The organism is Kineococcus halophytocola (assembly GCF_041276425.1).
Classification (GTDB): domain Bacteria; phylum Actinomycetota; class Actinomycetes; order Actinomycetales; family Kineococcaceae; genus Kineococcus; species Kineococcus halophytocola.
Genome location: NZ_JBGFTU010000025.1, coordinates 30519 through 55743, shown reverse-complemented (window position 1 = coordinate 55743; position 25225 = coordinate 30519). Strand labels below are relative to the sequence as shown.

At 73.2% G+C, this 25225-nt stretch carries 25 protein-coding genes and 1 tRNA gene; 10 read left to right on the top strand and 16 right to left on the bottom strand.

The genetic code is table 11. The features are described from left to right. The 3 genes from AB2L27_RS17985 to AB2L27_RS17975 all read right to left on the bottom strand — a co-directional run. The coding region (locus AB2L27_RS17985) for a 3-hydroxyacyl-CoA dehydrogenase NAD-binding domain-containing protein (protein ID WP_370441880.1) at positions 1-151 on the bottom strand (151 nt) is incomplete at its 3' end. 311 nt (positions 152-462) lie between these two features. Continuing rightward, the gene (locus AB2L27_RS17980) at positions 463-1371 is read right to left on the bottom strand and encodes a glycosyltransferase family 2 protein (RefSeq protein ID WP_370442867.1); all 909 of its coding nucleotides are present in this window, start codon (positions 1369-1371) and stop codon (positions 463-465) included. Between the two features lie 36 nt (positions 1372-1407). Then, a complete protein-coding gene (locus AB2L27_RS17975) occupies positions 1408-2913 on the bottom strand; it encodes a lipopolysaccharide biosynthesis protein (protein ID WP_370442866.1) in 1506 nt (501 codons plus the stop codon). Between the two features lie 258 nt (positions 2914-3171). Here AB2L27_RS17975 and AB2L27_RS17970 point away from each other — a divergent pair, with 258 nt between their 5' ends. From AB2L27_RS17970 to AB2L27_RS17955, 4 genes are all read left to right on the top strand, one after another. Next, the gene (locus AB2L27_RS17970) at positions 3172-3762 is read left to right on the top strand and encodes an acyltransferase (protein WP_370442865.1); all 591 of its coding nucleotides are present in this window, start codon (positions 3172-3174) and stop codon (positions 3760-3762) included. A gap of 156 nt (positions 3763-3918) precedes the next feature. Beyond that, positions 3919-4854, top strand: coding sequence for a Wzz/FepE/Etk N-terminal domain-containing protein (locus tag AB2L27_RS17965; RefSeq protein ID WP_370442864.1), 936 nt, complete (start codon positions 3919-3921; stop codon positions 4852-4854). A 62-nt stretch (positions 4855-4916) separates the two neighbouring features. Beyond that, entirely contained in the window at positions 4917-6230 is a 1314-nt protein-coding gene (locus AB2L27_RS17960) for an O-antigen ligase family protein (protein WP_370442863.1), read from the top strand. Then, entirely contained in the window at positions 6181-6855 is a 675-nt protein-coding gene (locus AB2L27_RS17955) for an acyltransferase (RefSeq protein WP_370442862.1), read from the top strand. The genes AB2L27_RS17960 and AB2L27_RS17955 overlap by 50 nt, the downstream gene beginning before the upstream one ends. Before the next feature lie 35 nt (positions 6856-6890). Here the strand turns inward: AB2L27_RS17955 and AB2L27_RS17950 are convergent, their stop codons facing one another. Continuing rightward, on the bottom strand, positions 6891-8009 hold the full coding sequence (locus tag AB2L27_RS17950; RefSeq protein WP_370442861.1) for a DUF4124 domain-containing protein: 1119 nt from the start codon (positions 8007-8009) through the stop codon (positions 6891-6893). 381 nt (positions 8010-8390) lie between these two features. Here AB2L27_RS17950 and AB2L27_RS17945 point away from each other — a divergent pair, with 381 nt between their 5' ends. Beyond that, positions 8391-9497 (top strand): DUF4124 domain-containing protein, encoded by a 1107-nt coding sequence (locus tag AB2L27_RS17945; RefSeq protein ID WP_370442860.1) that lies wholly within the window; start codon positions 8391-8393, stop codon positions 9495-9497. 198 nt (positions 9498-9695) lie between these two features. Then, entirely contained in the window at positions 9696-10739 is a 1044-nt protein-coding gene (locus AB2L27_RS17940; protein ID WP_370442859.1) for a DUF4124 domain-containing protein, read from the top strand. 1 nt (position 10740) lies between these two features. Here the strand turns inward: AB2L27_RS17940 and AB2L27_RS17935 are convergent, their stop codons facing one another. Next, a complete protein-coding gene (locus tag AB2L27_RS17935; RefSeq protein WP_370442858.1) occupies positions 10741-11619 on the bottom strand; it encodes a glycosyltransferase family 2 protein in 879 nt (292 codons plus the stop codon). On the opposite strand from AB2L27_RS17935, the gene AB2L27_RS17930 reads away from it, so the two are divergent. The 3 genes from AB2L27_RS17930 (at position 11618) to AB2L27_RS17920 (ending at position 14741) form a co-directional block, all read left to right on the top strand. Further along, positions 11618-12301, top strand: coding sequence for a serine O-acetyltransferase (locus AB2L27_RS17930; protein ID WP_370442857.1), 684 nt, complete (start codon positions 11618-11620; stop codon positions 12299-12301). The genes AB2L27_RS17935 and AB2L27_RS17930 overlap by 2 nt on opposite strands. A 245-nt stretch (positions 12302-12546) precedes the next feature. Continuing rightward, positions 12547-13812 carry a glycosyltransferase family 4 protein gene (locus tag AB2L27_RS17925; RefSeq protein WP_370442856.1) on the top strand — a complete coding sequence of 422 codons (1266 nt, stop codon included), beginning with the start codon at positions 12547-12549 and terminating at the stop codon, positions 13810-13812. Further along, entirely contained in the window at positions 13809-14741 is a 933-nt protein-coding gene (locus AB2L27_RS17920) for a glycosyltransferase family 2 protein (RefSeq protein ID WP_370442855.1), read from the top strand. The genes AB2L27_RS17925 and AB2L27_RS17920 overlap by 4 nt, the downstream gene beginning before the upstream one ends. On the opposite strand, the gene AB2L27_RS17915 is transcribed toward AB2L27_RS17920, so the two are convergent. From AB2L27_RS17915 to galU, 11 genes are all read right to left on the bottom strand, one after another. After that, a complete protein-coding gene (locus tag AB2L27_RS17915; RefSeq protein WP_370442854.1) occupies positions 14672-15649 on the bottom strand; it encodes a glycosyltransferase in 978 nt (325 codons plus the stop codon). The genes AB2L27_RS17920 and AB2L27_RS17915 overlap by 70 nt on opposite strands. Further along, a complete protein-coding gene (locus tag AB2L27_RS17910) occupies positions 15646-16428 on the bottom strand; it encodes a WecB/TagA/CpsF family glycosyltransferase (RefSeq protein WP_370442853.1) in 783 nt (260 codons plus the stop codon). The genes AB2L27_RS17915 and AB2L27_RS17910 overlap by 4 nt, the downstream gene beginning before the upstream one ends. Positions 16429-16535: 107 nt before the next feature. Continuing rightward, positions 16536-17501 (bottom strand): glycosyltransferase family 2 protein, encoded by a 966-nt coding sequence (locus AB2L27_RS17905; protein WP_370442852.1) that lies wholly within the window; start codon positions 17499-17501, stop codon positions 16536-16538. A 193-nt stretch (positions 17502-17694) separates the two neighbouring features. Then, a complete protein-coding gene (locus tag AB2L27_RS17900) occupies positions 17695-19149 on the bottom strand; it encodes a sugar transferase (RefSeq protein ID WP_370442869.1) in 1455 nt (484 codons plus the stop codon). 348 nt (positions 19150-19497) lie between these two features. Then, a tRNA-Ala gene (locus AB2L27_RS17895) sits at positions 19498-19570 on the bottom strand. An 81-nt stretch (positions 19571-19651) separates the two neighbouring features. Continuing rightward, on the bottom strand, positions 19652-20461 hold the full coding sequence (locus AB2L27_RS17890) for a hypothetical protein (RefSeq protein ID WP_370442851.1): 810 nt from the start codon (positions 20459-20461) through the stop codon (positions 19652-19654). 75 nt (positions 20462-20536) lie between these two features. Then, a complete protein-coding gene (locus AB2L27_RS17885; protein ID WP_370442850.1) occupies positions 20537-21136 on the bottom strand; it encodes a GNAT family N-acetyltransferase in 600 nt (199 codons plus the stop codon). Beyond that, the gene (locus tag AB2L27_RS17880) at positions 21133-21654 is read right to left on the bottom strand and encodes a MogA/MoaB family molybdenum cofactor biosynthesis protein (RefSeq protein ID WP_370442849.1); all 522 of its coding nucleotides are present in this window, start codon (positions 21652-21654) and stop codon (positions 21133-21135) included. The genes AB2L27_RS17885 and AB2L27_RS17880 overlap by 4 nt, the downstream gene beginning before the upstream one ends. Next, positions 21647-22135: a cyclic pyranopterin monophosphate synthase MoaC gene (gene moaC, locus AB2L27_RS17875; RefSeq protein WP_370442848.1), complete on the bottom strand. Its 489-nt coding sequence runs from the start codon at positions 22133-22135 to the stop codon at positions 21647-21649. The genes AB2L27_RS17880 and moaC overlap by 8 nt, the downstream gene beginning before the upstream one ends. Before the next feature lie 14 nt (positions 22136-22149). After that, positions 22150-23436, bottom strand: coding sequence for a molybdotransferase-like divisome protein Glp (gene glp, locus AB2L27_RS17870; RefSeq protein WP_370442847.1), 1287 nt, complete (start codon positions 23434-23436; stop codon positions 22150-22152). A 19-nt stretch (positions 23437-23455) separates the two neighbouring features. Further along, a complete protein-coding gene (galU, locus tag AB2L27_RS17865; RefSeq protein ID WP_370442846.1) occupies positions 23456-24382 on the bottom strand; it encodes a UTP--glucose-1-phosphate uridylyltransferase GalU in 927 nt (308 codons plus the stop codon). A 165-nt stretch (positions 24383-24547) separates the two neighbouring features. On the opposite strand from galU, the gene AB2L27_RS17860 reads away from it, so the two are divergent. Then, on the top strand, positions 24548-25213 hold the full coding sequence (locus AB2L27_RS17860) for a 5-formyltetrahydrofolate cyclo-ligase (protein ID WP_370442845.1): 666 nt from the start codon (positions 24548-24550) through the stop codon (positions 25211-25213). The last annotated feature ends 12 nt before the right edge of the window (positions 25214-25225 follow it).

Here is a 25225-nt window from a genome sequence, read left to right as displayed (position 1 = left end):
GACCCGGTTCGTAGAACGGGGCCCGCGCGGCCTGCAGGGCCGCGACCTTCTCGGGGTCCACGTCGATCCCGATGACCTCGTGCCCCAGCTCGGCCATGCACGCTGCATGGACGGCGCCGAGGTACCCACACCCGATGACAGTCATCCGCATGACGCGCTGTTCCTCCGTGTACGAATCTCGTGTGCTGGACGTGTCGGCCGGACAGCCCGTCCGATCCGGTGCTCCTCCGCGGACCGCAGGAGGCGAACGCCTCCGCGGGGCAGGGTCCAGCAGGAGAACCCGTGAGCGGGGGCGCGTGCGTCGTTCGACCGGGGAGGCCCACCGCACCGGTCCCGCCCGTCGCACCTGCCGTTCAACCACCGGCACCCTGAGCGGGACGTGACGGACAGTAGCGCGGCGATACCCTCAGCGGCAAGGTTCGTCGTCGCCGGGACCCGCCCCCCCCCGCGCCGGGCCGGTCCTCAGAAGAAGACGACCCTGTACTTCACGCTGCCGACGAGCCTGCCCAGGCGGTAACCACCCTGGCGCAGGGCTTCGAGGCGGTCGCGCGGGCCGCGCCCGCTGCGCTTGACCAGACGCAGGAAGTAGACCCACCGGTCCAGCGACTCCTTGGCGTCGAAGGTCATCCCCCGCGGACGGAAGTCGCGGTACAGCATGGGGGACTGCCGGCCCCAGATGTACATCTGCTTGACGGACGCCTTCAGCTCGGCCCGCATCCGGTAGTGGACGACGGCTTCGGGCACGTCGAGCAGGGAGAAGCCCGCCAACTGCAGACGCCAGTAGAACTCGGTCTCCGGACCGCCCCGGACGTAGTCCTCGTTGAACCCCCCCAGCGATTCCCAGACCGAACGACGGAAACCGCAGTTCGCACCGATCGGCCGCGGGAGGTACCCCAGCTGCTTCACGATCCCCGTCTGCCCGCCGGGCGGCCCCCAGCGACGGATGTACTCGTCGTTCAGCTTCACGCGTTCGAGCGTTCCCCCGACACCGTCGGCGCGGTCGAGGCCTTCCGCGAGCGCGTCGAGCCACCCGGCGTCCACCTCGTCGTCGGCGTCGCAGATCAGGACCTTCTCCGCACGGGCGGCCGCGGTGCCCGCGTTGCGGGCGACGTTGGACCCCGCCCGGTGGCTCGCGTCGACGACCCGGACGTCGGCGGCACGACCGCGGGCCCACTCCTGGACGACCCCGGCGGTCCCGTCGTCGGACCCGTTGTCCGCCACCAGCACCTCGAACCGTCGCGAGGTGCGCTGGGCGGCCAGGGCGTCGAGCTGCTGCACGATGGTGCGGGCACCGTTGCGCACCGGGATCACCACCGAGACCTCCGGGGCGTTCTCCACGACGTTCTCCACGTTCTCTCCCGACCTCATCATCCGACTACGGGCACGAGCACAAGTGAACGGTCCGACCTAGCGGTGCCGGACCGAGTGGTAGAGCCCCAGGACCTCGCGCCGAGCGCGGGGCCACAGGACCACCAGCAGGACACCGGCGAGACCGGCCGCACCGCCGCGCACCACCAGCTGGACGAGACCGGACGCGTCGGGCACCAGCATCCCGGTCGAGGCCGCCACTCCCCCGCACACCGCGGCGACCACCGCCGGACGGACCGACGTCCGGAGCACGTCGCGCAGCGACACCGGGGTGCCCTTGCCCGCCCGGGCGATGCCGATGGGCGTGAGGATCAGCTGGGACACGGCGTAGGCGATCGCGACCCCGTCGATGCCCCAGGGCAGCCCGACGAAGAAGGAGGCGATGAGCACCGGGCGGCTGATGAGCGCCCACCGCGCCCACGCCCAGGACCGCCCGGAGGTCGCGTACAACCACCCGTTGGTGAAACCGACCACCTGCAGGAGCCCGGCGACCGAGAGCCAGCGGAACACCTCGGCCGAGGCCAGCCACTGCGGTCCGAGCAGGACGAGCACGACCTGGTCGGCCAGGACGGCGAGCACGACGACCACCGGGGCGACCAGGAAGCACAGACCGCTGAGCGCACCGAGGTAGTAGCGGCGGTACCGGTCCGGTTCCTTGAACAGGGCGGCCATGGTCGGGCGCACCACGTTCGCCACCGGTCCGTGGATCTGCTGCAGGGGGGCCATCAGGAGGCCGTAACCCCGGCTGTACAGACCGAGGGCGTCACCGCCCAGGAACTTCCCGATGACCAGGTTGTCGGCGTTCTTCGACGCGTAGTCGAGGATCCGGAAGGTGCTGATGCCGCCCCCGAAGGAGACCAGGGACCGCACGCCAGCTCCCCGCCGGGGACGGGAGGGACGCCAGTCCACCGACCCCCACAGGATGACGATCGTGAGGAGGGCCCGGGCCAGCTGACCCGCCACCAGGGACCAGTACCCCGCTCCCAGGAGGGCGGCGACGATCGAGACGGCGATCTCCGCCAGACCACCGACGAAGTTGCGGATCGCCAGCGTCCTGAAGTTCAGGCCGCGCAGGAGGAGCGCCTGGTGCTGGACGGTCAGCGACCCCAGGAAGAACGTCACGGACAGCGCCAGGGTGATCCCGACGAGTTCGGGACGGCCGTAGAACCACGCCACCACGGGCGCGGCGGCGGCCACCAGCAGCGTGAGCACGACCCCCAGGGCCAGGTTCAGCCAGAACAGGGTGCTCGCCTGGGCGTGGGTGACCCGGTCCCGCTGGACCATCGCCTCGGACAGCCCCAGGCTCCCCACCGTGGCGATGAACCCGGTGATCACCCAGGCCATGGACATGAGCCCGTAGTCGTCGGGGGTCAGGAGGCGGGCCAGCACGACGATGCTCGCCGTGCGGAAGACCTGCAGGCCCCATTGACCGGCCAGCGTCCACGCCACGCCCCGGGCGCTGTGACCGCCGACGCGCTCGACCGACCCGCGCTCCAGCGCCAGGTCGTTGCGTTCCGCGCGTGACGCCTTGACGGTGGTGCCCACCGGTTCCACCCTCCTCGCCGCTCCGCAACCACCACGTCCTCGGCGTCGAGTCGCATGCGAAGGAAGCCACTGCTACCTACGGTTGCGCACCATAGCAGGGGGTAGCTTCGGTGCGGCCGTTCGTGAAGATGGTGGGGAGTACCGGCCAAGATGGGCGCATTCGCGCCGAAAGCGGGGCATGAGCCTTGCCGTGCCCGTCGACACTCGATGACTATGCAGAGCGTGACGAGGACTTCACCCCGCCCGCCCCACCCCGTCGTGACCACCGCACGGCGGGCGTGGGGACGCCTCGGCCGGCGGGCGCGCTTCCTCGCCGCGGGGGCGGCGCACCCCGCGCTCCGCGGGACCCCGGTGGCCGTCGGTCCACGGACCCGGCTCGAGCTGGGGTCGGCGGCCACCTTCGACCGGGGGCTGCGGTGCACGATCGCCGGCGACAGCACCTTCCACGTCGAAGGTCACCTCCGCTGGGGTGACGACGTCTTCGTCAACACCGGTGCCTTCCTGTCGGTCTTCGAATCCCTGACCGTGGGCGACCGCTGCCGGCTGGGGGAACGCGTCTCGATCCACGACGAGGACCACGTCTTCGAGCCGGTCGGGACCGACCGCGGCGCCTATCGCACGAGCCCGGTGGTGATCGAGGACGACGTCTGGATCGGCGCGGGGTCGATCGTCCTGCGCGGCAGCCACATCGGCGCCGGCTCGGTCGTCGCGGCGGGAGCCGTCGTCCGCGGCGCCTTCCCGCCCGGGTCGCTCATCGCCGGCGTGCCGGCCCGGGTCGTCCGCCCGCTGCGGTCGGTCTCCGGTGACGAGGCGCCGTCCGACTCCCCCGGACGCGTGCGCTCCGCCTGATCGCCCAGGTCCGACTCTCCGTGAAGTTGGTTACTCACCGTCGCGGAGCGTGCGCCCCTGGTTCCCGTGACGGCAGCATCCGCACGGTTCTGGGTACTCTCTGCCCCGATGCGACTACCGCTCGCACCACTCCCCGAGACAGATGGAGCAGTCTCCGTGGCTGAAGCAGTCCGCAGCACCCCCACCACCCCCCTGCGGGCGCTGGCCGCCCGTCGCTGGCTGGCCGTCCTGATCATCCTCGCCGGTGCCGTCCTCGGCGTCGCCGCCGCCTTCCTCAGGACACCGGTCTACCTGGGGGAGGCCCGTGTGGCCGTGGGGAGCGAGAGCCTGGACGCGCGCCTGGTGGCCGGGTACTCCACCGGGGCGAACCAGCTCGCGGCGGACGTCAGCCGCTACGTCAACGACGCCCAGGCACAGGCGTCGATCGCGCCCCTGCTGGGGGACGCGGCCGATGACGTGTCGCGGGTCTCGGCCTCCCCCATCCCCGGGTCCAGCGTCATCCGCATCGAGGTCCAGGCGCGGACGGAGGACGCCGCCACCACCGGGGCGCAGGCCGTGGCCCAGCAGCTGGTCGACCAGGTCAACGCCGCGTCGGGGAACGACTCCGACCAGCTGCTGCAGCAGTACACGGACATGTCGAACCGCGTCGCGGCCGCCAAGCAGGCCCTGGCCGATGCCGAGGGCAACCTCGCGTCGGTCACCGCCGGCGAGGCAGCGCAGCCGGTGATCGACGCCGCCAAGGCCGCCGTCGAGCAGGCCTCCGCCCAGGTCGACGTCCTGACCGTGCAGCAGCTCGGCCTGAGCCAGCAGTACCGCGGGGCCGTGACGGAGGTCCCGGTCGCGGGGGGCCTGCGGATCATCCGCGCCGGGCAGCTGGAGAGCGACAACCGGTCCAGCACGATCCAGCAGTTCGGGTTGGTCGGTGCGGCCGCCGGGTTCCTCATCGCTCTGGCCGTCGCGGTCCACCTGGACCGCCGTCGGACCTCCCAAACCGTCGTCCTGGACGCGGACGGGACGCCGGACCGATCCGGCTCCACGACCTCCACGACGGCCTCCCCCGACGAGACGACGTCCGGGGCACCGCGCCGGTGACCGGCCCCGCTGCGGGGACGGCGTCCCCGCGCCACCGATCCACCGGCCAGAGCGGCCCCCCGGTGGGGGCCGACGCCGAACCCGAGCGCCCCCTGTACCTGTGGTGCCTCATCGCGGCCGTCCTGTGCAACGTCTTCTCGGGCCACTGGGACGCCTTCCACCTCCCGGTGGGGCTGGACCGGTTGTTCTTCGGGCTCGGGATGGTGCTGCTCGTCCTCGACCCCTGGGCCTGGCGCCGGACGACGTTGCGGCTGCGGCCCGCCCACGTCGCGATGGTCGTCCTGGTCCTGATCGCCACGGCCTCCGCCGCGGGGCACTCGACGTTGTTCCAGTCCTCGGGCCTGTTCGCGCTGCTCGACCGTCTGGTGGTCCCCTTCCTCCTGTTCACCGTCGCCCCGGTGGTCTTCAACACCGTCGCCCGGCGGGACCTCCTCCTGAAGGCGCTCACGCTCCTGGGGCTGTACCTGGGTTTCACGGCGCTCATGGAGACCCTGAAGGTGTGGAGCCTCGTCTTCCCCAGCTACGTCTCCGACCCGTCGGTCGGCATCCAGTTCGGCCGGGCGCGAGGTCCTTTCGTCGCCTCGGAGGCGATGGGGATGGCCTGCTCGGCGACCACCTTCGCCGCGGCGCTCGTCGCCACGCGGTTCCGGGGTGCGTGGCGCGCCGTCGCCGTCGCCACCGTCGTCCTGGCCGGTGCCGGGGTGCTGGAATCCCTGACGCGCTCGGTCTGGTTGGGCACCGTGGGCGGCATCGTCGTCGCCATGCTGGGTTCCGCCCGCGGACGGCGACTGCTGCCCGCGGTCCTCGCGGGCACCGCGGTCCTCGTCGTCGCCCTGCTGACCTTCGTCCCCGGGCTCAGCCAGAGCACGGACGAACGCGCAGGGACCACGCGCTCGGTCTACGACCGGGCCAACACCAACGCCGCCGCCGTGAGGATCGTCGAGGAGCACCCGCTGACCGGGGTCGGCTGGCTGCGGTTCATCGACGTGTCCCGCGACTGGGTGCGCCAGGCGGACACCTACCCGATCACCAACGTCGACATCGAGGTCCACAACGTCCTGCTGGGACGCGCCGCCGAGATCGGCGTGCCCGGCGCCGCCGTGTTCGTCGCCTGCATCCTGCTGGGGCCGGTGCGGGCGATCTTCCAGCGCGGTTACGCTGAGGATCAACCGGACCTGCTCGGCTGGCGGTCGTTGTCGACCGCCGTCACGGCGGTCTGGGGTGTGACGATCATGTTGAGTCCGACGCCCTACCCGTTGCCCAACTCCCTGGTCTGGATGCTGGCGGGGATCGCACTCATCCCCCACCTGACGAAGGGGCGACCCGATGACGACCGACGACCCAGCCTCGGGGGCGAACCCGGCCCCGGGCGCTGACGACCCCCTGGTCCGGGCCCTGGCCCGGGCGCGACGGCTCGCGGGAGCGGCCTCCTACCTGGCGCTGACGCGGCACCTGCCCTGGTCACCGCGCCCCGGTGGACGGGCCGCCCGGCGGCTGCGCGCCCTGAGCGCCCGGGCGATGCTCGACCGGTGCGGCGACGACGTGAACGTCGAGCACGGGGCCTGGTTCGGCTCCGGGAAGGGGATCCGGCTCGGGGACCGCTCCGACATCGGGATGGACGCCCTCGTCATCGGCCCGGTCCACATCGGCCGGGACGTCATGATGGGTCCCCGCTGCGTCCTGCTGGCCTCGGCCCACGAGACGGCTGCCGTCGACGTCCCGATGAACCAGCAGGGGTTCCGCCCCGACCGGCCGATCGTCATCGAGGACGACGTCTGGATCGGCGCCGGCTGCACGATCCTGCCCGGCCGCCGCATCGGGACCGGTTCCATCGTCGGGGCCGGGTCCGTCGTCGTGGCCGACGTCCCCCCGTGGACGGTGGTCGCGGGGAACCCGGCACGCATCGTGAAGTCCCGGCGCCCCGGAGACCGCGTGCCGGAGGTGGTCACCCGCGCCGTCGAAGCGGCCGAGACCCTGTCGAGCGAGCTCGGGGGCCTGTAGGTCGCCCGGCCGGGGCCCGGTGGCGGGAAGCTCCGTCAGCCCCCCGCCGACGGGCTCGCGGACCGGCTCGGCTTGCCGTAGTTGCGCGGCAGGGCCTGCAGGTCGTCCCAGGGGAAGCCCGCCATGACCTCGTAGGACTTGGCGTCCCCCATGAGGGCGGGCCAGGGGTTGTCCTGCGCCAGCTCCTGCCCGCTCTCGGCGGTGATGGCGACGGACCCGGCGCGGTCGGTGACGATGAAGCCGTACTTCTGGGCGGCCCGGGCGATCATGGCCGCCAGGGGCGTCAGCCCGAGCTGGTCGACGTCGACGTCGGGGTCGAGGCGCAACCGGGTCCCCTCCTGGACCGCGTCCTCGTCCCGGTCGTTCCCGTCGCTGCGCTGGGCCGGCCAGCTGAAGGTCTTCCAGTGGCGAGCCGCGGTCAGCTGCAGGGACAGGGCGTGGTCGATCGTCCCGCTCCGGGCGTCGTCGACCCACACCATGCCCCCCGCCAGCCCCAGACCCGTGGCACTGGACCCGAATCCCCCGTCGAAGTACCCGGGGGAACGGGACACGTCGTCCATGCGCCCGCCCCAGCAGGCCTGCCACGTCCCGGAGTCGGTCTTCTCCGCCTTCCAGAACTCCCAGAGCTGGTCGGTCTCGGGCGAGTAGACGGTGAGCTGCCCGTCGGTCCCGGCGGCGGGGACCGCGTCGTCCGGGATCGGCACGTCCGTGAACTGCCCGTCCTCTCCCAGCAGGCCCCGGGGGGTGTACCCCTTCTTCTGGCAGTCGTTCCAGTCCACGTCGACACGAGGCTGGTCGGGACCGACGGTGTAGAACGCGACCTGGAACCGGTTGACGTTGAACGCCGCCACCCCGTCGTGCTTGCTCTCGACCTGCTGGGCGATCTCCGCCACCTGCGCCGCGGAGTTGTCGGCCACCGGCGCGTCGCTGATGTCCTGGCGCCACACGCTCTCGGCGGAGAACGGGTAGTCCTCCGGGAGGGCCACGTCCTCGTCCCGCCCCGTCGGACCCGGCGTGGGCGATCCTCCTCCACGGACGAGCAGCGCCGTGACGACGAGGACCAGGACGACGACGACGCCACCCGCAGCGATCCACCGGGGACGGACGTCCTTCCGGGCGGGCTTCCGGGCGGGCGGGGTCCGCTGCTCGCTCATGGCGAGATCCTGTCACGCAGAGCACCGCCTCCCCCCGTCCAGTGGTCACCGGCAGGGAGGACGGACGCACGGTCATCACCGTCCGCGCACACGGCGGTCGCACTCCGGACGCAGCGTCACCGGACCGCCGCGCCCGCGTCCTCGACCGGCGGCAACGGCACGCCGGGCACGGACGCAGCGTGACGGTGACGCGCTGCTCCGACCGGGCAGGGACCGTCGAGGCGCCTGGCCCCCGGCACCTCCACCCAGAGTGACCCCGGCGCCCAGGGCCCTCACCCGGTCGTGTGCAACGGCGGGGAATGCACCCCTTCAGGCGCAGGAGGCGGAGGAAGCTGCCCGATGCATGGGGGGCAACCGTCGTTCTCGCCAGGAGTCCATCCCATGCGCAAGCCGTTGTCCCTCGCCGCAGCCACCGCACTCGTCGCCGCCACCGTCGTGTCCATCGCGCCCGCCGCCTCCGCGGGCACCGGCCCCGTCACCGTGACGGCCAAGCAGCGCGCGGTCGCGAGCGCCCCCCGCATCACCTCCGTGCCGGCGGACTCCACCCCCACCGGCGGGTGGTCAGGCGCCCCCACCGGCGGGGTGTTCGGCGCGTCCAGCGTCTGGAAGACCGACGTCTCCTCCGCCCCCGTGGCCGCGAACTCCCCCGCCCTGGTGGCCAACCTGGCCGGCCAGGTCCAGAAGTACTACGGCGCGGCCGCCTTCAACGTCAACTCCTTCGGGACGAGCATCTACACCGTCGACGCGAGCCAGCCCCGCATCGACGTCGCCTGGGACAACTGCCAGCGCAAGAACTACACCCCCTCGGGTCTGCTCGGTGAGGGTGGGCAGTTCACGCAGGTCCCGATCCCGGACGACGCCGTGCCCGCCGCCGGGACCGACAACCACCTGGCGATCTACTCCCCCTCCAGCGACCAGCTGTGGGAGTTCTGGAAGGCCAAGAAGGTCGACGGCAAGTGGCAGGCGTGCTGGGGTGGTCGCATCGACGGCGTCTCCACCAGCCGGGGGCACTTCGACGGGCACTGGGGCGCCAGCGCGACGGGCCTCGCCGTCTCCGGCGGCGCCGTCCTCGTGAAGGACGCGCAGGCCGGGGTCATCGACCACGCCCTGTCCCTGCAGCTCGTCAACGCCGCGCTCTACACCGACTTCAGCTGGCCCGCCCAGCGCAGCGACGGCCAGGACAAGTCCCCGGACGCGATCCCCGAGGGGACCCGTTTCCGTCTGGATCCCAGCGTCGACGTCGACTCGCTCAAGCTGACGCCCATCGCCAAGATGGTGGCGAGAGCCGCGCAGAAGTACGGTTTCATCATCACCGACAAGGGCGGTGCCGTCGCGATCACCGCGGAGAGCCCCAACGCGGCCAAGACGAGCACCGGCGTCAACCCCTGGAAGTCGCTCATGAAGGGCAAGCCCAGCTACAGCATCTTCGCCAACTTCCCGTGGGACAAGATGCAGGCCCTGCCGGCCGACTACGGGAAGAACCTCTGACCGACCGCGCCACGCCCCGTGCCGAAGAGCCCCACCTCCCCTGCGGGAGGTGGGGCTCTTCGGCGTCGCCGCGGGTCCGACCCGGCAGAGTGAGCCGGTTGCTCCGAACAGGTTCGCACTCCCGGGCGATGCGGCGTCCCCACCGCCCGGGCCGATCCCTGGAAGGTCCCCACCCCCCGAAACCCCCAAGGACCTCACGTGCGCACGATGAAGAAGGCGTTCCTCTGCCTGGTCGCCACCACCAGCATCCTCACGCTGTCCGCCTCCCCCTCCCTCGCCGGAGCCTCCGACGTCATCGCCGACCAGGCTCCCACCGGGGGGATCTTCTCGGCGACGAGCGTGTGGCGGACCGACGTCAGCAAGGCACCGGTGAACCCGGACTCCGCCGCGCTGGTGAGCAACGTCACCGGGCAGGTCGCGGCGAACTACGGCACGGCGGCGTTCAACGTGAACCAGTACGGCACCAGCATCTACACCGTCAACGCCACGCAACAGCGGGTGGACGTGGCCTGGAACAACTGCCAGCGCAAGCCGTACACGCCGAGCGGACTCTTGGGCGAGGGGGGCCAGTTCTCGCAGGTGCCGATCCCCGACGGCGCCGTCCCCGCCGCCGGGACCGACGGGCAGCTCACCATCTACTCGCCCGAGACCGACCAGCTCTGGGAGTTCTGGAAGGCCAAGCGCGTCAACGGGACCTGGCAGGCGTGCTGGGGCGGTCGCATCGACGGCGTCTCCACGAGCCCGGGGTACTTCGACGGGTACTGGGGTGCGGCCGCGTCGGGCCTGGCCGTCTCCGGCGGGTCGGTCCTCATCGGGGACGCGCAGGCGGGGGTCATCGACCACGCGTTGTCCCTGCAGCTGGTGGACGTGCAGGAGGCGAGCACCTTCAGCTGGCCCGCCCAGCGCAGCGACGGCATCGACACCGCCGCCGACGCGATCCCGGAGGGTCTGCGCTTCCGGCTGGACCCGACCGTGAACGTCGACGCCCTCAAGCTGACGCCGATCGCCAGGGCGATCGCCAAGGCCGCCCAGAAGTACGGTTTCATCGTCACCGACCGGGCCGGCGCGGTCGCGGTGGTCGCCGAGAGCCCCAGCGCGGTGAAGGCCGACACGGGGGTGAACCCGTGGACGACGCTGATGAAGGGGAAGCCCAGCTACGCGATCATGAAGAACTTCCCCTGGGACCGGCTGCAGGCGCTGCCGATGGACTACGGCGTCCCCGCGGGGTACGTCCGCCCCTGACTCAGCCGCGGGTCCTGCTCAGGCGCCGCCCCCGCAGCAGCTTGGACAGCGAACCCCACGTGTGCGGTCGCCGGACGAACCACCCGGCGTGTCGGGCGACCGCACCGACGTCGCGACCGGCCTGGGCGGCCCGCAGGTCGTCCCAGCGCCACTTCGTGAACGCCCGGTCGACGTCGGCGGCCGAGAACCAGGACTGCTCGGCGCAGTGCTCGACGATCCGGGTGTAGCACTCGCGCATGAGCTCGGTGTCGTTGATCGCCTGCTGCTCGTGCAGGTGGTAGGTGAAGGTGGAGTCGGCCAACGCCAGACCCGACCCCTGCTGCAGGACGCGGACCCACATGTCCAGGTCCTGCGCCCGGCGCAGCGACCTGAACAGCCCGGCGTCCAGCAGGGCCTGCTTGCGCACGATCGTCCCGCTCGTGCAGACCATGTCCCCCGGCGCCACCAGGTCGATGGACGTCAGTTCGACGTCGCGACGCCAGGCGTTCCCCAGCAGCCGTCCTCCGGTGGAACTGCCGGCACCGGCGACGAGGACGTGACCGGCCGACGGCGCCAGCACCTTCTCGAGGTGATCGGGGTGCCATGCGTCGTCGCTGTCCAGGAAGGCGATCCACTCGGTGGTCGCGGCCTCGATGCCCCGGTTGCGAGCCGGGCCGCTCCCCCCGTTGACCGGCAGCTCGATCACGGTCGCCCCGTGCTCGCGGGCCACGGCCACCGTGTCGTCGGTGGAGGCGTCGTCCACGACGATCACCTCGCGCGGACGCACGGTCTGGGCGGCGACGCTCTCGAGCGCACGGCCGATGAGGTGGGCGCGGTTCATCGCGGGCATGACGACGGTGACGTCTGCCACGTCCGGGCCGGTCTCGGGGATAGCGGTCATGTGTCTCCTCGGATCGCGGTCACGAATAATGGTGGTTGGGGTCAAGAGTGGTTACAGTCCGAACACGACGCTGACATCGGCGCGCCAGTCGAACAGTCTTCGGCCGACCAGGAGGGACAGCATGACCGTACGGCAGAAGTGGTCCGGTGCCGGGACCCGGTGGCGCGAGCAGCTCACTCAGGACTTCGCCCGCAACCCCTTCTGGGAATCCCGCGCGACGCTGGGGGTCTGGCGCTTGGGGCAGGCCGTTCACCGTCGTCCTGGCCTGGCCGCAACCCTCTTGCGTCGTCTGCACACCGTGTGCGACGCCGTCTGGGTGCGCGGGCTCATCGGAGCCGAACTCCCCCGGGAGATCGACTGCGGCGCAGGACTCAGGCTGCCGCACGGAGGTCGCGGCGTGATACTCCACCCCGACACCCGGATCGGCGCAGGGGTCACGTTGTACCACCGCGTCACCGTCGGGGTCTCCGGACCGGGGCGACCTCCCGTCATCGAGGACGGAGCGTACGTCGGCGCGGGAGCGACGATCATCGGGCCGGTGGTCGTCGGGCCGGGCGCGAAGATCGGAGCCGGGGCCGTGGTGGTCGACGACGTTCCCGGCGGTGCGACCGCCGTCGGTGTCCCCGCCGTCGTCAGACGACGGACGGTCGTGCTCGACGCCGAGGGTGTGAACTCGGTCTGACGACCGGTCCGGCCGAACTGGAGCGCGTGGCACACCTCTCCTTCCGTCACGTCACCTTCACCCGTCACGATAGCGGCGCGGACAGTGGTGAAGGTCATCCAGTTGCCCCCCTGGCGTCACGAGGTGTGAATGGTGTCGGACGCTCCGGAGTGGTTACTGTTCGGCGCATGACGGGATCCGACGCGACGGCCGGACTGCGGCCGTCCCCCCCGCCCGGCAGCCCGACCCCGACAGCGGATCGCGACGTGTCCGCGCACGAGGGGGGCGTCGGGCCGGTGGCGTACCTCGTCAGCAGCTACCCCTCCTTGTCGCACGCCTTCATCGAGAACGAGGTCGAATCGCTGCGGGCGCAGGGCGTGGAGGTGCACACGTTCACGGTCCGGCCGGCACCGGCCGAGACCCAGCTGTCGCCGCGCAGCCGCGCGGAGGCCGCCACCACCACCACCCTGCTGGGCTCACCGCCCCGGGACTGGGCCCGGGCCGGGCTGCGCACCGTGCGGACCGGCCTGCCCGGCCTGGTGCGGACCGCCGCCGCGGCAGCACGTTCGGGGCCCGCCACCGCACGGTCGCGGACGTGGCAGGCCTTCTACCTCGCCGAAGCCCTCCTGCTGTTCGACACGTTGCGCGAGCGCGGGATCCGCCACGTGCACGTGCACTTCGCCAACAACGGCGCCGACGTGGCCCGGCTCGTCGTCGCGCTCGGCCTCGCCGTGGAGGGTCCCGACTCCGGGTGGCGCTGGACGATGACCATGCACGGTCCCACCGAGTTCGAAGCGGTGGAGGCGTTCGACCTGCCCGCCAAGGTGCGCTCGGCCCACGCCGTCGCCTGCATCAGCGACTTCTGCCGCGGCCAGCTCATGCGGCACAGCCCCCCGCAGGAGTGGGACAAGCTCCACCTGGTGCGCATGGCGGTCGACGTCGAGAAGTTCGCCGACGCCGGAGCCGAACGGCTCCAGCGGGACGGTGCGGGCCTGCGGGTGCTGTTCGTGGGCCGGCTGGTGCCGGAGAAGGGGCCGTCCGTCCTCGTGGCCGCGGTCGACGTCCTGCGCCGCCGCCGTCCCGACGTCCCCCTCGACGTGCGGATCGTGGGGCGGGGCCCCCTGCACGACGACCTCGCCCGGCAGATCGCCGACCAGGGTCTGCAGGACCACGTCACCCTCGTCGGCCCCGTCGCCAACGAGGACCTGCCGGCCCTGTACGCGTGGTCGGACGTGTTCTGCCTGCCGAGCTTCGCCGAAGGTGTCCCCGTCGTCCTCATGGAGGCCATGGCCACCGGCGCGCCCGTGGTGACGACCCCCATCGCCGGCATCCCCGAACTCGTCCAGGACGGGATCTCGGGCCGGCTGGTGCCCCCGGGGCGGGCCGATCTGCTCGCCGACGCCCTGGTGGCCCTGGCCGACGCCGGTGCGGCCGGTCGGGGGCGCATGGGAGCCGCGGGACGCGAGCACGTCCGTTCGGAGTTCTCACCGCAGCTCAACGCCCACCGACTGCTGGAGGTCCTGTCCCGATGAGCGCTCCGGACCTGCCGACCGTGACCGTCATCGTACCGGTCCACAACGGCGTGGACCTGCTGCGGGGTTGCCTGGCGTCCCTGCGGGCGCAGACCTACCCCGCCGAACTGGTGGACGTCGTGGTCGTCGACAACAACTCCACCGAGGACGTCGCGTCGGCGCTGCCGGCCGGCGACTCCCGCTTCAGGCTGCTCAGCGAGACCCGCAAGGGTTCCTACGCGGCGCGCAACAAGGGGCTGGAGTCGGCCACCGGTGAGGTCATCGCCTTCACCGACGCCGACTGCTCACCGCACCCCGACTGGCTGGAACGGGGAGTGGCCGCCCTGTCCGCCGCACCCCGGGCCGACATGGTCGCCGGCGCCATCGCCCTGCGGTTCGAGCACGGCGCGGCCCGGACCGGACCGGAGGTCTACGAGGAACAGCACTCGTTCAAGCAGGACTGGTACCTGGCCGAGAGGAAGTTCGGCGCCACGGCCAACGTCCTGACGTGGCGCGCGACGCTGGACCGGGTCGGCGTGTTCGACGCCTCCCTGCAGTCCAGGGGTGATGCGCAGTGGGGACAGCGGGTGGCCGCCGCCGGCCTGCGGCAGCGCTACGCCGCCGACGCGGTCGTCGACCACCCCGCGCGGGCGTCCCTGTCCGAGATCATCTCCAAGCAGGTGCGGGTCGCACGCGGTCACGTCGACGTCGACCTGGTCGACGACCCCAGGATCCGGCACTTCGCCGGCGTGGGCGCCTCGCACCTGAAACTGGCGCTGAGCACTCCGGTCACCATCTGGCGCCGTCCGCCGACCCCGGACCGGTTGCGGACGGTGCGCTACCTCGGCGTCTTCACGGCGATCCGCGCCATCTACGTCGGTCAGTCCGCGCGGGGCGTCGCGACCGTCGCGTGGGGGGCCCGCCCGGGCCGCCGCGTCCGCAGGACGTGAGCGAACTTCGCGCCGACGAAGTAGTACTGCATCCAGTGCCCGACCGCGACGTAGCGGACGCGGTCGAACGTCCACCCCGGTGACACCCTGGCCGAAGTCCGGACGGTCGACCTGACGTTGGGGCGCAGGGAACCCTTGAGTTCCCCGCGGTCGTACAGGGCGGTCCCGGCGGCCCGCCGCTTGTCCACGTCGCCCCGGGTCACACGCCGGACCTTCTTGTGCAGCTCCGCCATGGTCGGCCGCGCGGGGTGGTCGACGACGGCCGTCGCGCCGAACACCGCCTGCACCCCGGTGCGGGTGGCCCGCTCGCCCCACTCCCGGTCACCACCGCTCCGCAGGAAGGCCGAGAAGGGGCCGACCCGGTCGAAGGTGGAGCGCAGGGTCATCATGTTGGCGGTGGCGGCCCACCCCTGGTCCTCGACGTAGTGGTCCTGACGCAGGCCGTTCACGCAGTCCCACAGCTCGGCGAAGCTCGCCCGGCCGGCGACCGCGGGGAACAGTTCGATCGCACCGCCGACGAAGGCCGGCCCGTCGCAGGCCAGCAACTGCCGGACACCCTCGGAGAGCCAGTCCGGCCGGGGCAGGCAGTCGCCGTCGGTGAAGGCCAGGACCTCCCCGCTCGCGACCGCCAGCGCGGCGTTGCGCGCCGCGTAGGAACCCGGTGTGCTCTCGCGGACCACCTGCACCCGTTCCAGCACGGCCAGGCTCTGCTCCAGCCCCACGTTGTCACCGTTGTCCACGACGACCACGTCGACCGCACCGGGGTAGTCCAGCGCCGCCAGGGCCTTCGCGGTCTTGGCCAGTTCACCCCGGTCCCCGTGCACCGGGACCACCACGGTGACGGCGGGCCAGTCGTGGTCGGTGACCACCGGGTCCGGCTGCGGGCGCACCGTCCCGACGGGGTTCACGCCGTCCGCCGCGACGTGCGCCGCGCCACGGCCCGCGCGAACAACCCCGCCGCGTACGGCAGGTCGTGCACGAGGTACCGCTTGGCCATCCGCCGCGGTTCCATGGCCAGGCGGTGCACCCACTCCAGGCCGCTGCGCTGGATCCACAGCGGTGCGCGCGAGACCTCCCCGGCCACCATGGTCAGGGTGCCCCCGCACCCGACGAACCAGGTGTTCGGGAGGTGTTCGCGCAGGTGCTGCATGAGGCGTTCCTGCTTGGGGAACCCCAGGGCGACGAAGACGATGTCGGGTTCGGCCTCGACGACGGCGCTGACCGTCTGCTCGAGCTGCGCGGGGCGCTTCTCGAAGCCGAAGGGCGGGCACTGGACCCCTGCGACCTTGAGTTCCTCGTAGGTCTCGGTCAACCGGTCCGCTGCACGCTCGGCGATCCCCTCCGCGCCTCCGAGCAGGTACAGCGACCGGTCCGACCGGGCGGCCGCTTCGGACAGCGACCAGATGAGGGAGGAACCCGTGACGCGCTCGGGCAGTTCCTCACCCTGGATGCGGCTGGCCCACACGATGGGCATGCCGTCGGGGACGACGAGTTCGGCCTGCTCGGCCAGTTCCCGCAGTTGCGGGCGGCGCAGCTGGCGCAGGATGTCGACGTTGGGGGTGATGAGGTTGCCGCCGCGGCCCTCCTGCAGGGCGAGCATGACGTGGTCGACGACCTCGCTCTCGCGCAGGGCGTCGAAGTCGACGTCGTCGACGGTGACCTGCTGGTGCTCCCGGGACGGGTTCACCCCGAGGTCGTCGATTGCGGTGAGGTCAAGGGAAGTCACGGAGCGTAGCGATGCCAGGCTTCGCGAGGGGCCGGAGAAGAGGACCATGTGATCTCCCAGGGAGCCGGTCAGCGAGTGGACGTGTCCCGCTGCCAGGCGGTGGTCTGCCTGCGGCGGGCGGAGATCCGGGACGCGACGGTGACGGCGGTGTAGACGGCGACGGACGGAAGCAGTCGTGGACGGGCCAGTGCGAGCTTCGCGAGGGCGGTGGTCGTTCCCGACGTCGACCTCTCGAAGGGTGGTGCGTCCCCCGTGGCGCTGACTCCGGCGGCGGCCGCCGCGTCCTGCGACGCGTCGACGGTCCCCGGGCGCCCCCCGGCGCCTGGTGCGGTGCGGTGCTCGGTCCTGCTGAGTTCCGCGTTCCCCGACGCGGTCCTCGTGCGCACCTTGATGAGGTTGCGCAGGTTCCTGGGTGCGGCCACGACGAACTCCCCGTCGCTGGTGCCGCGCTCGTGCTCGGCGAACAGCCGCTGCACGAAGAGGTCGTCGCTGGTGACGTCGGGGAACTGCCCGAACCGCGCCCGACCCACCTCCGACATCCCGTAGACGCCCAGGCCGACGAGGCCGGAGCGGACGTAGGGGAGCTCGGCGTAGGCGCGGTAGAACGCGCGCACGGGCCAGGAGGAGCCCCGCAGGTCGAACCGGATCCGCGGGGAGGCGGCGTGCACGTCCCCGCGGCGCAGCCGCTGCGCCAGGTGCGCCAGGGTCCCCGGCGTCAGGACGATGTCGGCGTCGAGGTAGACGCGCGGGAAGGCGGTGGCGGCCTCGTCGCCGGCGCGCAGGGCGGCGGCCTTGGAGGCCTGCCCCAGCTCCACCACGCGGGCCCCGGCCGCGCGGGCGACGTCCGCGGTGCCGTCGGTGCACCCGTTGGCCACGACGACGACCTCGGGGGTCTCGGTCCCGGCGGCGGCCCCCAGCGCGGTCAGGGTGCGGGCGAGGGTGCGGGCCTCGTCGTGCGCCGGGACGACGACCGAGAGCGTGGGACCGGCCGGCGGGGCGGGCGTGGCCGGCAGCGGTTCCGTGCTGGTGCTCACGCGCTCTCCTCCTCGTCCGGTCGTTGCGCCGTTCGGTACCCCGCCCGGCGCAAAGCTGTCACTTCTGGTCACTCGGTCGTGCGCATAGTAGCGAGGCTCACAGGGACGGCCGCAAGACGTGAACACAGGGTCACCGTGCGAGACCAGTCACACCCACGCCCTCCCCGGAGGGCGACGGGGTGAGTCGTCACCCTCAGTACGCCCCACGGCCACCGAAGACGGCCTGGGCGGTCTTGGCGAGGATCATCACGTCGAAGGCCGGCGACCAGTTCTCCACGTACTGCAGGTCCAGCCGCGTCGACTCCTCCAGGTCCAGGTCCGAGCGGCCCGAGACCTGCCACAGCCCCGTCAGGCCCGGCTTGACCAGCAGGCGCCGGCGCAGGTCCTGCCCGTACTCGGCGACCTCGCGCGGCAGCGGCGGGCGCGGACCGACCAGCGACATGCTGCCGCCGAGGACGTTGAACAGCTGGGGCAGCTCGTCCAGGGAGTACCGGCGCAGCAGCGCCCCCACCCGCGTCACCCGGGGGTCGCGGCGCATCTTGAACAGCAGGCCGTTGCCCTCGGACTGCTCGCGCAGGTCGATGAGCAGCTTCTCGGCGTCGGTGACCATCGAGCGGAACTTGACCATGGAGAACTCCCGGCCGTCGCGCCCGACGCGGGTCTGGCGGAAGAACACCGGACCGGGGTCGTCGACCTTGATGGCGAGGGCGACCAGCAGGAACAGCGGGGACAGCAGCAGCAGGCCCAGCGCGGCGCTGCCGCGGTCGAACAGGGCCTTGCCGGCGTGCCGGATCCCGCGCAGCTCGGGCCGGTCCACGTGCAGCAGCGGCAGCCCGGACACCGGGCGGATGACCACGCGCGGGCCGACGACGTCGGTGAGCGCGGGCGCCACCACCAGGTCGGCGCGGGTGTCCTCCAGCTCCCAGCCGAGGCGGCGCAGCACCGGGCCGTCCAGCTCCGGGCAGGTCAGCGTGGCCACCACGTCGACGTCGGCCTCGCGCGCGACGCCGGCGATGTCCTGCAGCGACCCCAGGACGGGGACGCCGAGGCGGTCCAGCTCGGGCGTGCTGCGCCCGTCGGGGGTGCAGGTCCCGTCCACGCGCAGGCCGTGGTCGGTGTTGCGCTGCACCTGCCGCACCAGCGAGGCGACCGCGGCGGGGTGCCCGGCCACCAGGGTGGACTGCATGCACTCCCCCGCCGAGCGGCGGCTGTGCAGGTAGCGGCGCACGGCGAGGCGGGCGGTCACGGTCAGGACCCCCGCGACCGGCAGGGCGATGACGACGAACCCGCGGGCCACGTCCAGGGCGAAGGCCCACGAGAGCGTGCCGACGAGGGCGACGACGGTGGTCCCGGCCAGCAGCACCCGCTGGAACTCCTCCGACCCCACGCCGAGGAAGCGCGCCTCGTAGGCGCGGAACAAGAGCATCGAGGCGACCCAGACGGGCGGCAGCAGCACCATGGTCCAGGCGACCGAGGGGCCGGCGGACTGCGGGGCGTCGCCGAAGCGCAGCAGGTAGCCCAGGACGGCACCGACGAGAGCGGCCAGCGCGTCGCAGACGGCGATGGTGCGGCTGTACTCCCGCTGCCACACGGGCCGGCGGTCACCCCTGGGCGGGGTGGGGCGGCGCAGCCCCCCGGGCAGGGCCACGGGCAGGAAGGGCCGCAGGGGTCCGGGGGTGGGGGGCGCGGCCGGAGCGTCGATGACGCGCCGGCGCTGGTTCGGCAGCAGGTGCAGTTCTTCGGCGGCCAAGGACCCTCCCCCGTCGTGGCCTGTGCGGACACCCACGACGGTGTGGGACGCCGGTCACCTGTCCGAGTGATCTCATCGAGCCGAAATCGTTACGCAAGGGTGAGCCAGCGGAACCCATGGTAGCCAGACGTCACCCGTTCGCCGCAAGTTCCTCACGCGACGCCCATGACCGGCGACGGGCCCGACGCGAGCGGCACCGGCAACGGAAAAGGCCCCCACCGTTGACCGGTGAGGGCCTTGCCAGGGTGGAGCTGAGGGGATTCGAACCCCTGACCCCCTCGTTGCGAACGAGGTGCGCTACCAGCTGCGCCACAGCCCCAGACCGTCGCCCGAACACCCGCGGCGACGAGAAGAGGTTACCAGTCCCGCCGGGAGCCGGTGACCACCGCGTGCGCGACCGTCACAGGTTCACGACGCGGGCGTGCTCGCGCAGGTCGATGACCCGGGTGTCCTCCTCGGCGCCGGCGTGCAGGTCGCTCCCGTCCACCGTCGCGGCCGCGGCGACGGCGGGCGAGACGGGGTCCCACGTGCGCGCCCGGTCCTTGAGCAGGTAGGTCGGCAGCGGGACCGGCACCGGAGCCCAGCCCCGGTCCTCGGCCAGCGGGGAGGGACGTTCGTCGCGCGGGGCCGGCACCGTGACCCGCGGACCGGACGGACGCGCCCGGGGCAGGGTCGCGGCCGGGGCCGCCGGCCGCACCGCGCGGCGGGCCGGGGCGCTCGCCCCGTGCCGGGTCAGGGCGGCCACGACGAGCAGCAGCCCCAGGGTCGGGACCGCCCCGGACCACCACGGCGCGGCCCCGGCCACCACCAGGGCCCAGCCCACCGCGGTCACCCCCGCGGCGCTCGCCAGCAGCCGGCGACGGCGGGCCACGACCCGGGAACCGGCGCGCGGGGACGCCACGGGCGCGACCGGCCCCGACGACGGCGACGGCAGCGCCGGCACCGACCGCAGCGACGGGGTGGCGGGGGCCGGGGAGGGCCCCAGGACGGGGCGGGAGGAGGACCCCACCGCGACGGCGGAAACGGCGGCCGCCGCGAGCGCCTCACCCACGGGAGCGGACCCGCGGCGCACCACGACGCGCATCGCCTCGGAGTCCCGGTCGGCCTGGCGTGCCTCGGCCGTGCGGCGGTGCCGGCGGATGGCGTTGGGGACGAGGAAGGCGGCCCACAAGGCGATGATGGTGAGGAAGATCAGGCTGCTGGCGGGCACGGGCGACACGCTATGGCACGGGCGGGCCAGATCCCGCAACTCGGGTGCGTGTCGCGCCGCGGAAGTCCTTCCGCCTCAGCGCGTGCGCTGGGTGGCCCGGTACCGGGTGAGCAGGCCCTCGGGGACCTCCCCGGCCGTGAGCGCGAACGTCCGGTGGTCGCGCCAGGCGCCGTCGATGTGCAGGTAGGCCCGGCGCACCCCCTCGTCGCGCATCCCGAGCTTCTCCGCGACCCGCAACGACGCCGCGTTCTCGGGCCGGATGTTGACCTCGACCCGGTGCAGCCGCAGCGTCCCGAAGCAGTGGTCGGCCACCAGGGCCAGCGCCACGGGGATCGTGCCGCGCCCGGCGACCCGGCGGTCGATCCAGTACCCGACGTGGGCCGAGCGCAGCGACCCCCAGGTGATGCCGGAGACCGTGATCTGCCCGACGAGGGTGCCGTCGAGCTCGACGACGAAGGGCAGCATGCGCCCGGCCCGGGCCTCGCGGGAGAAGCCGCGCACCATCTGCGGGAAGCTCGGCGCCGGTCCGCTGCCCTCGGGGGAGGTGGCCTCCCACGGCCGCAGCCAGGACGCGTTCGCCGCGCGCACCGCCCGCCACACCGGGGCGTCGCGCCGTCGCAGGGGACGCAGCCGGACCGGACCCTCGCGCAGTTCGACGGGCCAGCCGGGACTCACCGCTGCGCTCCGGCGGGCGGGACGCGCGGGTGGTCCCCGCCGTGGACCTGCTCCACGGCGTGCGGCAGGAACCCGGTCAGCACCCCGATCCCGTCGCGGACCCCGCCGACGGAGCCGGGCAGGTTCACCACGACCGTGCCCCCGGCGACCCCGGCGACCCCGCGGGACAGCACGGCGGTGGGGACCCCGGCGGCGGCCCCGGCGGCCCGGATCGCCTCCGGCACCCCGGGGACGAGGTAGTCCAGGACGCGCAGCGTGCGCTCGGGGGTGAGGTCCAGGGGGCTCAGCCCCGTGCCGCCGTTGGTCACGACGACGTCGTACCCGGCGGCGACGGCGTCGCGCAACGCCTCCTCGACCGGGTCGCCGTCGGGGACGACGACGGGCCCGTCCACGGTGAACCCCATCTCCCGCAGGCCCTCCACGGCCACCGGGCCGGAGGTGTCGGTGTAGACACCGGCCGAGGCGCGGTTGGAGACCGTCACCACGAGGGCGGTCCGCCCGGGTCCGCGCTCACTCATCGACGGTCCAGTCCCCGCTGCGACCGCCGCTCTTGGCCGTGACCCGCACGCCCTCCAGGACGGTGCGCTTGTCCACGGCCTTGACCATGTCCACGAACGTCAGCCCCGCGACGGCGACGCACGTCAGCGCCTCCATCTCGATGCCCGTGCGGTCGGCCGTGCGCACGGCGGCCGTGATGTGCACGCCCGTCAGCTCGGGCGTGCTCACCGGGACGATGTCGACCTCGACGGCGTGCACCGCCACAGGATGCGCCAACGGGACGAGGTCGGGGGTGCGTTTGGCCGCCTGCAGCCCCGCGATGCGCGCCACGGCCAGGGCGTCGCCCTTGGGCAGCCCGCCGGCGGACAGCAGGTCCAGGACGGTCTGCGAGCAGCGCACGTACCCCTCGGCGCGGGCCTGGCGGGCCGTGACCGGTTTGGCCGAGACGTCGACCACCCGTGCGTGCCCGGCGTCGTCGAGGTGGGTCAGGCGCGCGTTCACGGCGTCACTGTGGCTCACGCCCGCCCCACCGGCACGTCCGGGCCCGGTTCCACCGGCAGGGGGCCCAGCAGGACGCACTCCACCTCGTCACCGGGCTCGACCTGCGCGACGCCCGCGGGCACCACGACCAGGCACGTCGCCCGCGCCAGCGCGGTCACCAGGTGCGAGCCGTGCCCGGAGACGGGTTCGACGACGAAACCGCCGTCGCCGTCGCGGGTCCAGGCGGCGCGCACGTACTGCTCCTTGGCCGGCGGGGACGTCCACCCGGCCCCGGCCCGCGCCCGCACCCGGGGCCGCTGGGGGTCCGGCCCCTCCTCCCCGAGCATCCGGCGCAGCGCCGGGCGCACGAAGACCTCGAAGGACACGAAGGAGCTGACGGGGTTGCCCGGCAGCGTGAACACCGGGACGGCCTGCTCGCCCAGGGTGCCCAGGCCCTGGGGCATGCCCGGCTGCACCGCGACGCGGTCGAAGCGGACCGCGTGCGCCCCCGGCGCCGACAGGACCTCCTTGACGGTGTCGTAGGCGCCCTCGCTCACCCCGCCGGAGGTGATGACGACGTCGGCCCGCACGAGCTGGTCGTCCAGGACGGCGGCCAGCTCGCGGGCGTCGTCGGCGACCACCCCGACGCGGAAGGCCAGGGCCCCCAGGTCCTCCACGGCGGCGGTGAGCAGGTACCCGTTGGCGTCGTGGAGCTGACCGCGGGCCAGGGCCAGGCCGGGTTCGACGACCTCGGTCCCGGTGGAGACCACGACCACGCGCGGACGGGGCCGCACGCGCACCCGGGCGCGGCCCAGGGCGGCGAGGACCCCGAGGTGGCGGGGCTCCAGGCGGGTGCCGGCCTCCAGGACCAGGACCCCGGCCTCGACGTCCTCCCCGGCGCGGCGGATGTGCTGGCCGGGGACGGGGGCCCGGCGGACGGTGACGTGGGAGACGCCGCGGTCGGTCCACTCGACGGGGACGACGGCCTCGGTCCCGTGCGGGACGGGCGCCCCGGTCATGATCCGGACGGTCGTCCCGCCGACCAGGCGCAGCGAGTCGGCGCGGCCGGCGGCCACGTCCCCGACGACGGGCAGCCCGACGGGCTCGTCCTCGCTGGCGGACTCCACGTCGCGCACCCGGACCGCGTACCCGTCCATCGCGGAGTTGTCGAAGGCCGGCAGCGGCCGGGGGCTGACGACGTCCTCGGCCAGGACGCAGCCGAGGGCGTCGCGCAGCGCCAGGTCCAGCGGTGGCAGCGGCCGCACCAGGTCCAGGCAGGACTGCCGGTGCGCCGCCACCGTGGTCAGGGGTGCAGCACTCACACCCCGAAGATTGTCACGCTCAGTCCTGCGAACCCGCACCGGACGCGACGAACTCGCCCAGCCACTCGCGCAGGTCCGAGCCGATGTCGGAGCGCTCGCTGGCCAGGCGCACCACGGCCTTGATGTAGTCGAGCTTGTCGCCGGTGTCGTAGCGGCGGCCGCGGAAGACGACCCCGTGCACGCCGTAGCCGGGGCCGTCGCCGGAGGCGAGGACCTGCAGGGCGTCGGTGAGCTGGATCTCCCCGCCCTTGCCGGGCGGGGTCTCGCGCAGCACGTCGAAGACGGCCGGGTCCAGCAGGTAGCGGCCGATGATGGCCAGGTTGCTGGGGGCCTCCTCGCGCTTGGGCTTCTCCACCAGGCCCGAGACCTTGACCACGTCGGTCGTGCCGGTGGGCTCGGCCACCGCGCAGCCGTAGAGGTGGATCTGGTCCTCGGGGACCTCCATGAAGGCCACGACGCTGCCGCCGTGCTCCTCGCGCACCGCGATCATGGCGTCCAGCAGTGGGTCGCGGGCGTCGACGATGTCGTCGCCCAGCAGGACCACGAAGGGCTCGTCGCCGACGTGCTGCTCGGCGACGGCCACGGCGTGCCCGAGGCCCTTGGGGTCGCCCTGGCGCACGTAGTGCACCTGGGCCAGGTCGGTGGACTCCTGGACGCGGGCCAGCTTGGCCGAGTCGCCCTTGGCCTCCAGCCCGACCTCGAGCTCGACGTTGCGGTCGAAGTGGTCCTCCAGGGAGCGCTTGTTGCGCCCGGTGATCATCAGGACGTCGGTGAGCCCGGCGCGGACGGCCTCCTCGACGATGTACTGGATGGCCGGGGTGTCCACCACCGGCAGCATCTCCTTGGGCATCGCCTTCGTGGCCGGCAGGAAGCGGGTTCCCTGACCGGCGGCGGGGATCACGGCCTTGCGCACCGTGCGGCCGGGACGCTCGTCGCGTTCAGTCATGGGCGGAGGCTACCGCCCGTCCCGGACCGGGCACTGACCGCTGCCCTCCTGCCCCGGCGGGGTGACACGCGCCCTCTTCCCGAACCCCGCCCCAGGAGGCAGACTCGTCGGGAGCGGACTGCGCCCGGAACCCCCGTCGCGAGCCCGCGCGACCCAGGAGCGGCCGTGCCCCCATCCGACACCGTCCTCGACACCGGTCCCGACCCCGGCGCCGACCGCACCGGCGGGGACGACCTCGACGTCCGGGCGGACCTGTCCCTCGCGCCGGACGTCCTGGCGGTCGAGGCCCACAAGCGCGCCCTGCGCCGCGACATCCGGGCCCGGCGCCGGCGCTGCACGGCCCAGGACGCCGCCGCCGTCGACGCCGCCGTCGCGCACGTGCTGCTGGACTGCCCGCTGCTGGTGGGCGTCACACGCGTGGCGGCCTACACCTCCCTGCCCGGGGAACCGGGCACCCGCACGAGCCTGGCCGAGCTGCGCCGGCGCGACGTGGAGGTCCTGCTGCCCGTGCTGCTGCCCGACGACGACCTGGACTGGGAGCTGGGACCGGCCGGCCCCGCCACCGGCCACCTGGGGGTGCAGGCGGTCCGCAGCGCCGACGTCGTCGTCGTGCCCGCCCTCGCCGTCGACACCGCCGGCCGCCGGCTCGGCCAGGGCGGCGGCAGCTACGACCGGGCGCTGCGCCGCGTCCCGGCCCGCGTGCCCGTGGTGGCCGTCGTACACGACGAGGAACTGCTCGACGCAGCCGTCACACCGCTGCCGGCCCTGCCCCACGACCGGCTCGTCCAGGCCGTCGTGACGCCGACGCGCTGGCTCTGGCTCGCCGCCTGACGACCCACCGGG

What these genes read in the sequence shown, in the direction of transcription:
- AB2L27_RS17920 (WP_370442855.1), top strand. Translation starts at nt 13,809, where the DNA reads ATGAGCGCTCCGGACCTGCCGACCGTGACCGTCATCGTACCGGTCCAC.
- AB2L27_RS17880 (WP_370442849.1), bottom strand. Translation starts at nt 21,654, where the DNA reads ATGAGTGAGCGCGGACCCGGGCGGACCGCCCTCGTGGTGACGGTCTCC.
- AB2L27_RS17945 (WP_370442860.1), top strand. Translation starts at nt 8,391, where the DNA reads ATGCGCAAGCCGTTGTCCCTCGCCGCAGCCACCGCACTCGTCGCCGCC.
- AB2L27_RS17950 (WP_370442861.1), bottom strand. Translation starts at nt 8,009, where the DNA reads ATGAGCGAGCAGCGGACCCCGCCCGCCCGGAAGCCCGCCCGGAAGGAC.
- AB2L27_RS17955 (WP_370442862.1), top strand. Translation starts at nt 6,181, where the DNA reads ATGACGACCGACGACCCAGCCTCGGGGGCGAACCCGGCCCCGGGCGCT.
- AB2L27_RS17980 (WP_370442867.1), bottom strand. Translation starts at nt 1,371, where the DNA reads ATGATGAGGTCGGGAGAGAACGTGGAGAACGTCGTGGAGAACGCCCCG.
- AB2L27_RS17935 (WP_370442858.1), bottom strand. Translation starts at nt 11,619, where the DNA reads ATGACCGCTATCCCCGAGACCGGCCCGGACGTGGCAGACGTCACCGTC.
- AB2L27_RS17930 (WP_370442857.1), top strand. Translation starts at nt 11,618, where the DNA reads ATGTGTCTCCTCGGATCGCGGTCACGAATAATGGTGGTTGGGGTCAAG.
- galU (WP_370442846.1), bottom strand. Translation starts at nt 24,382, where the DNA reads ATGACTGAACGCGACGAGCGTCCCGGCCGCACGGTGCGCAAGGCCGTG.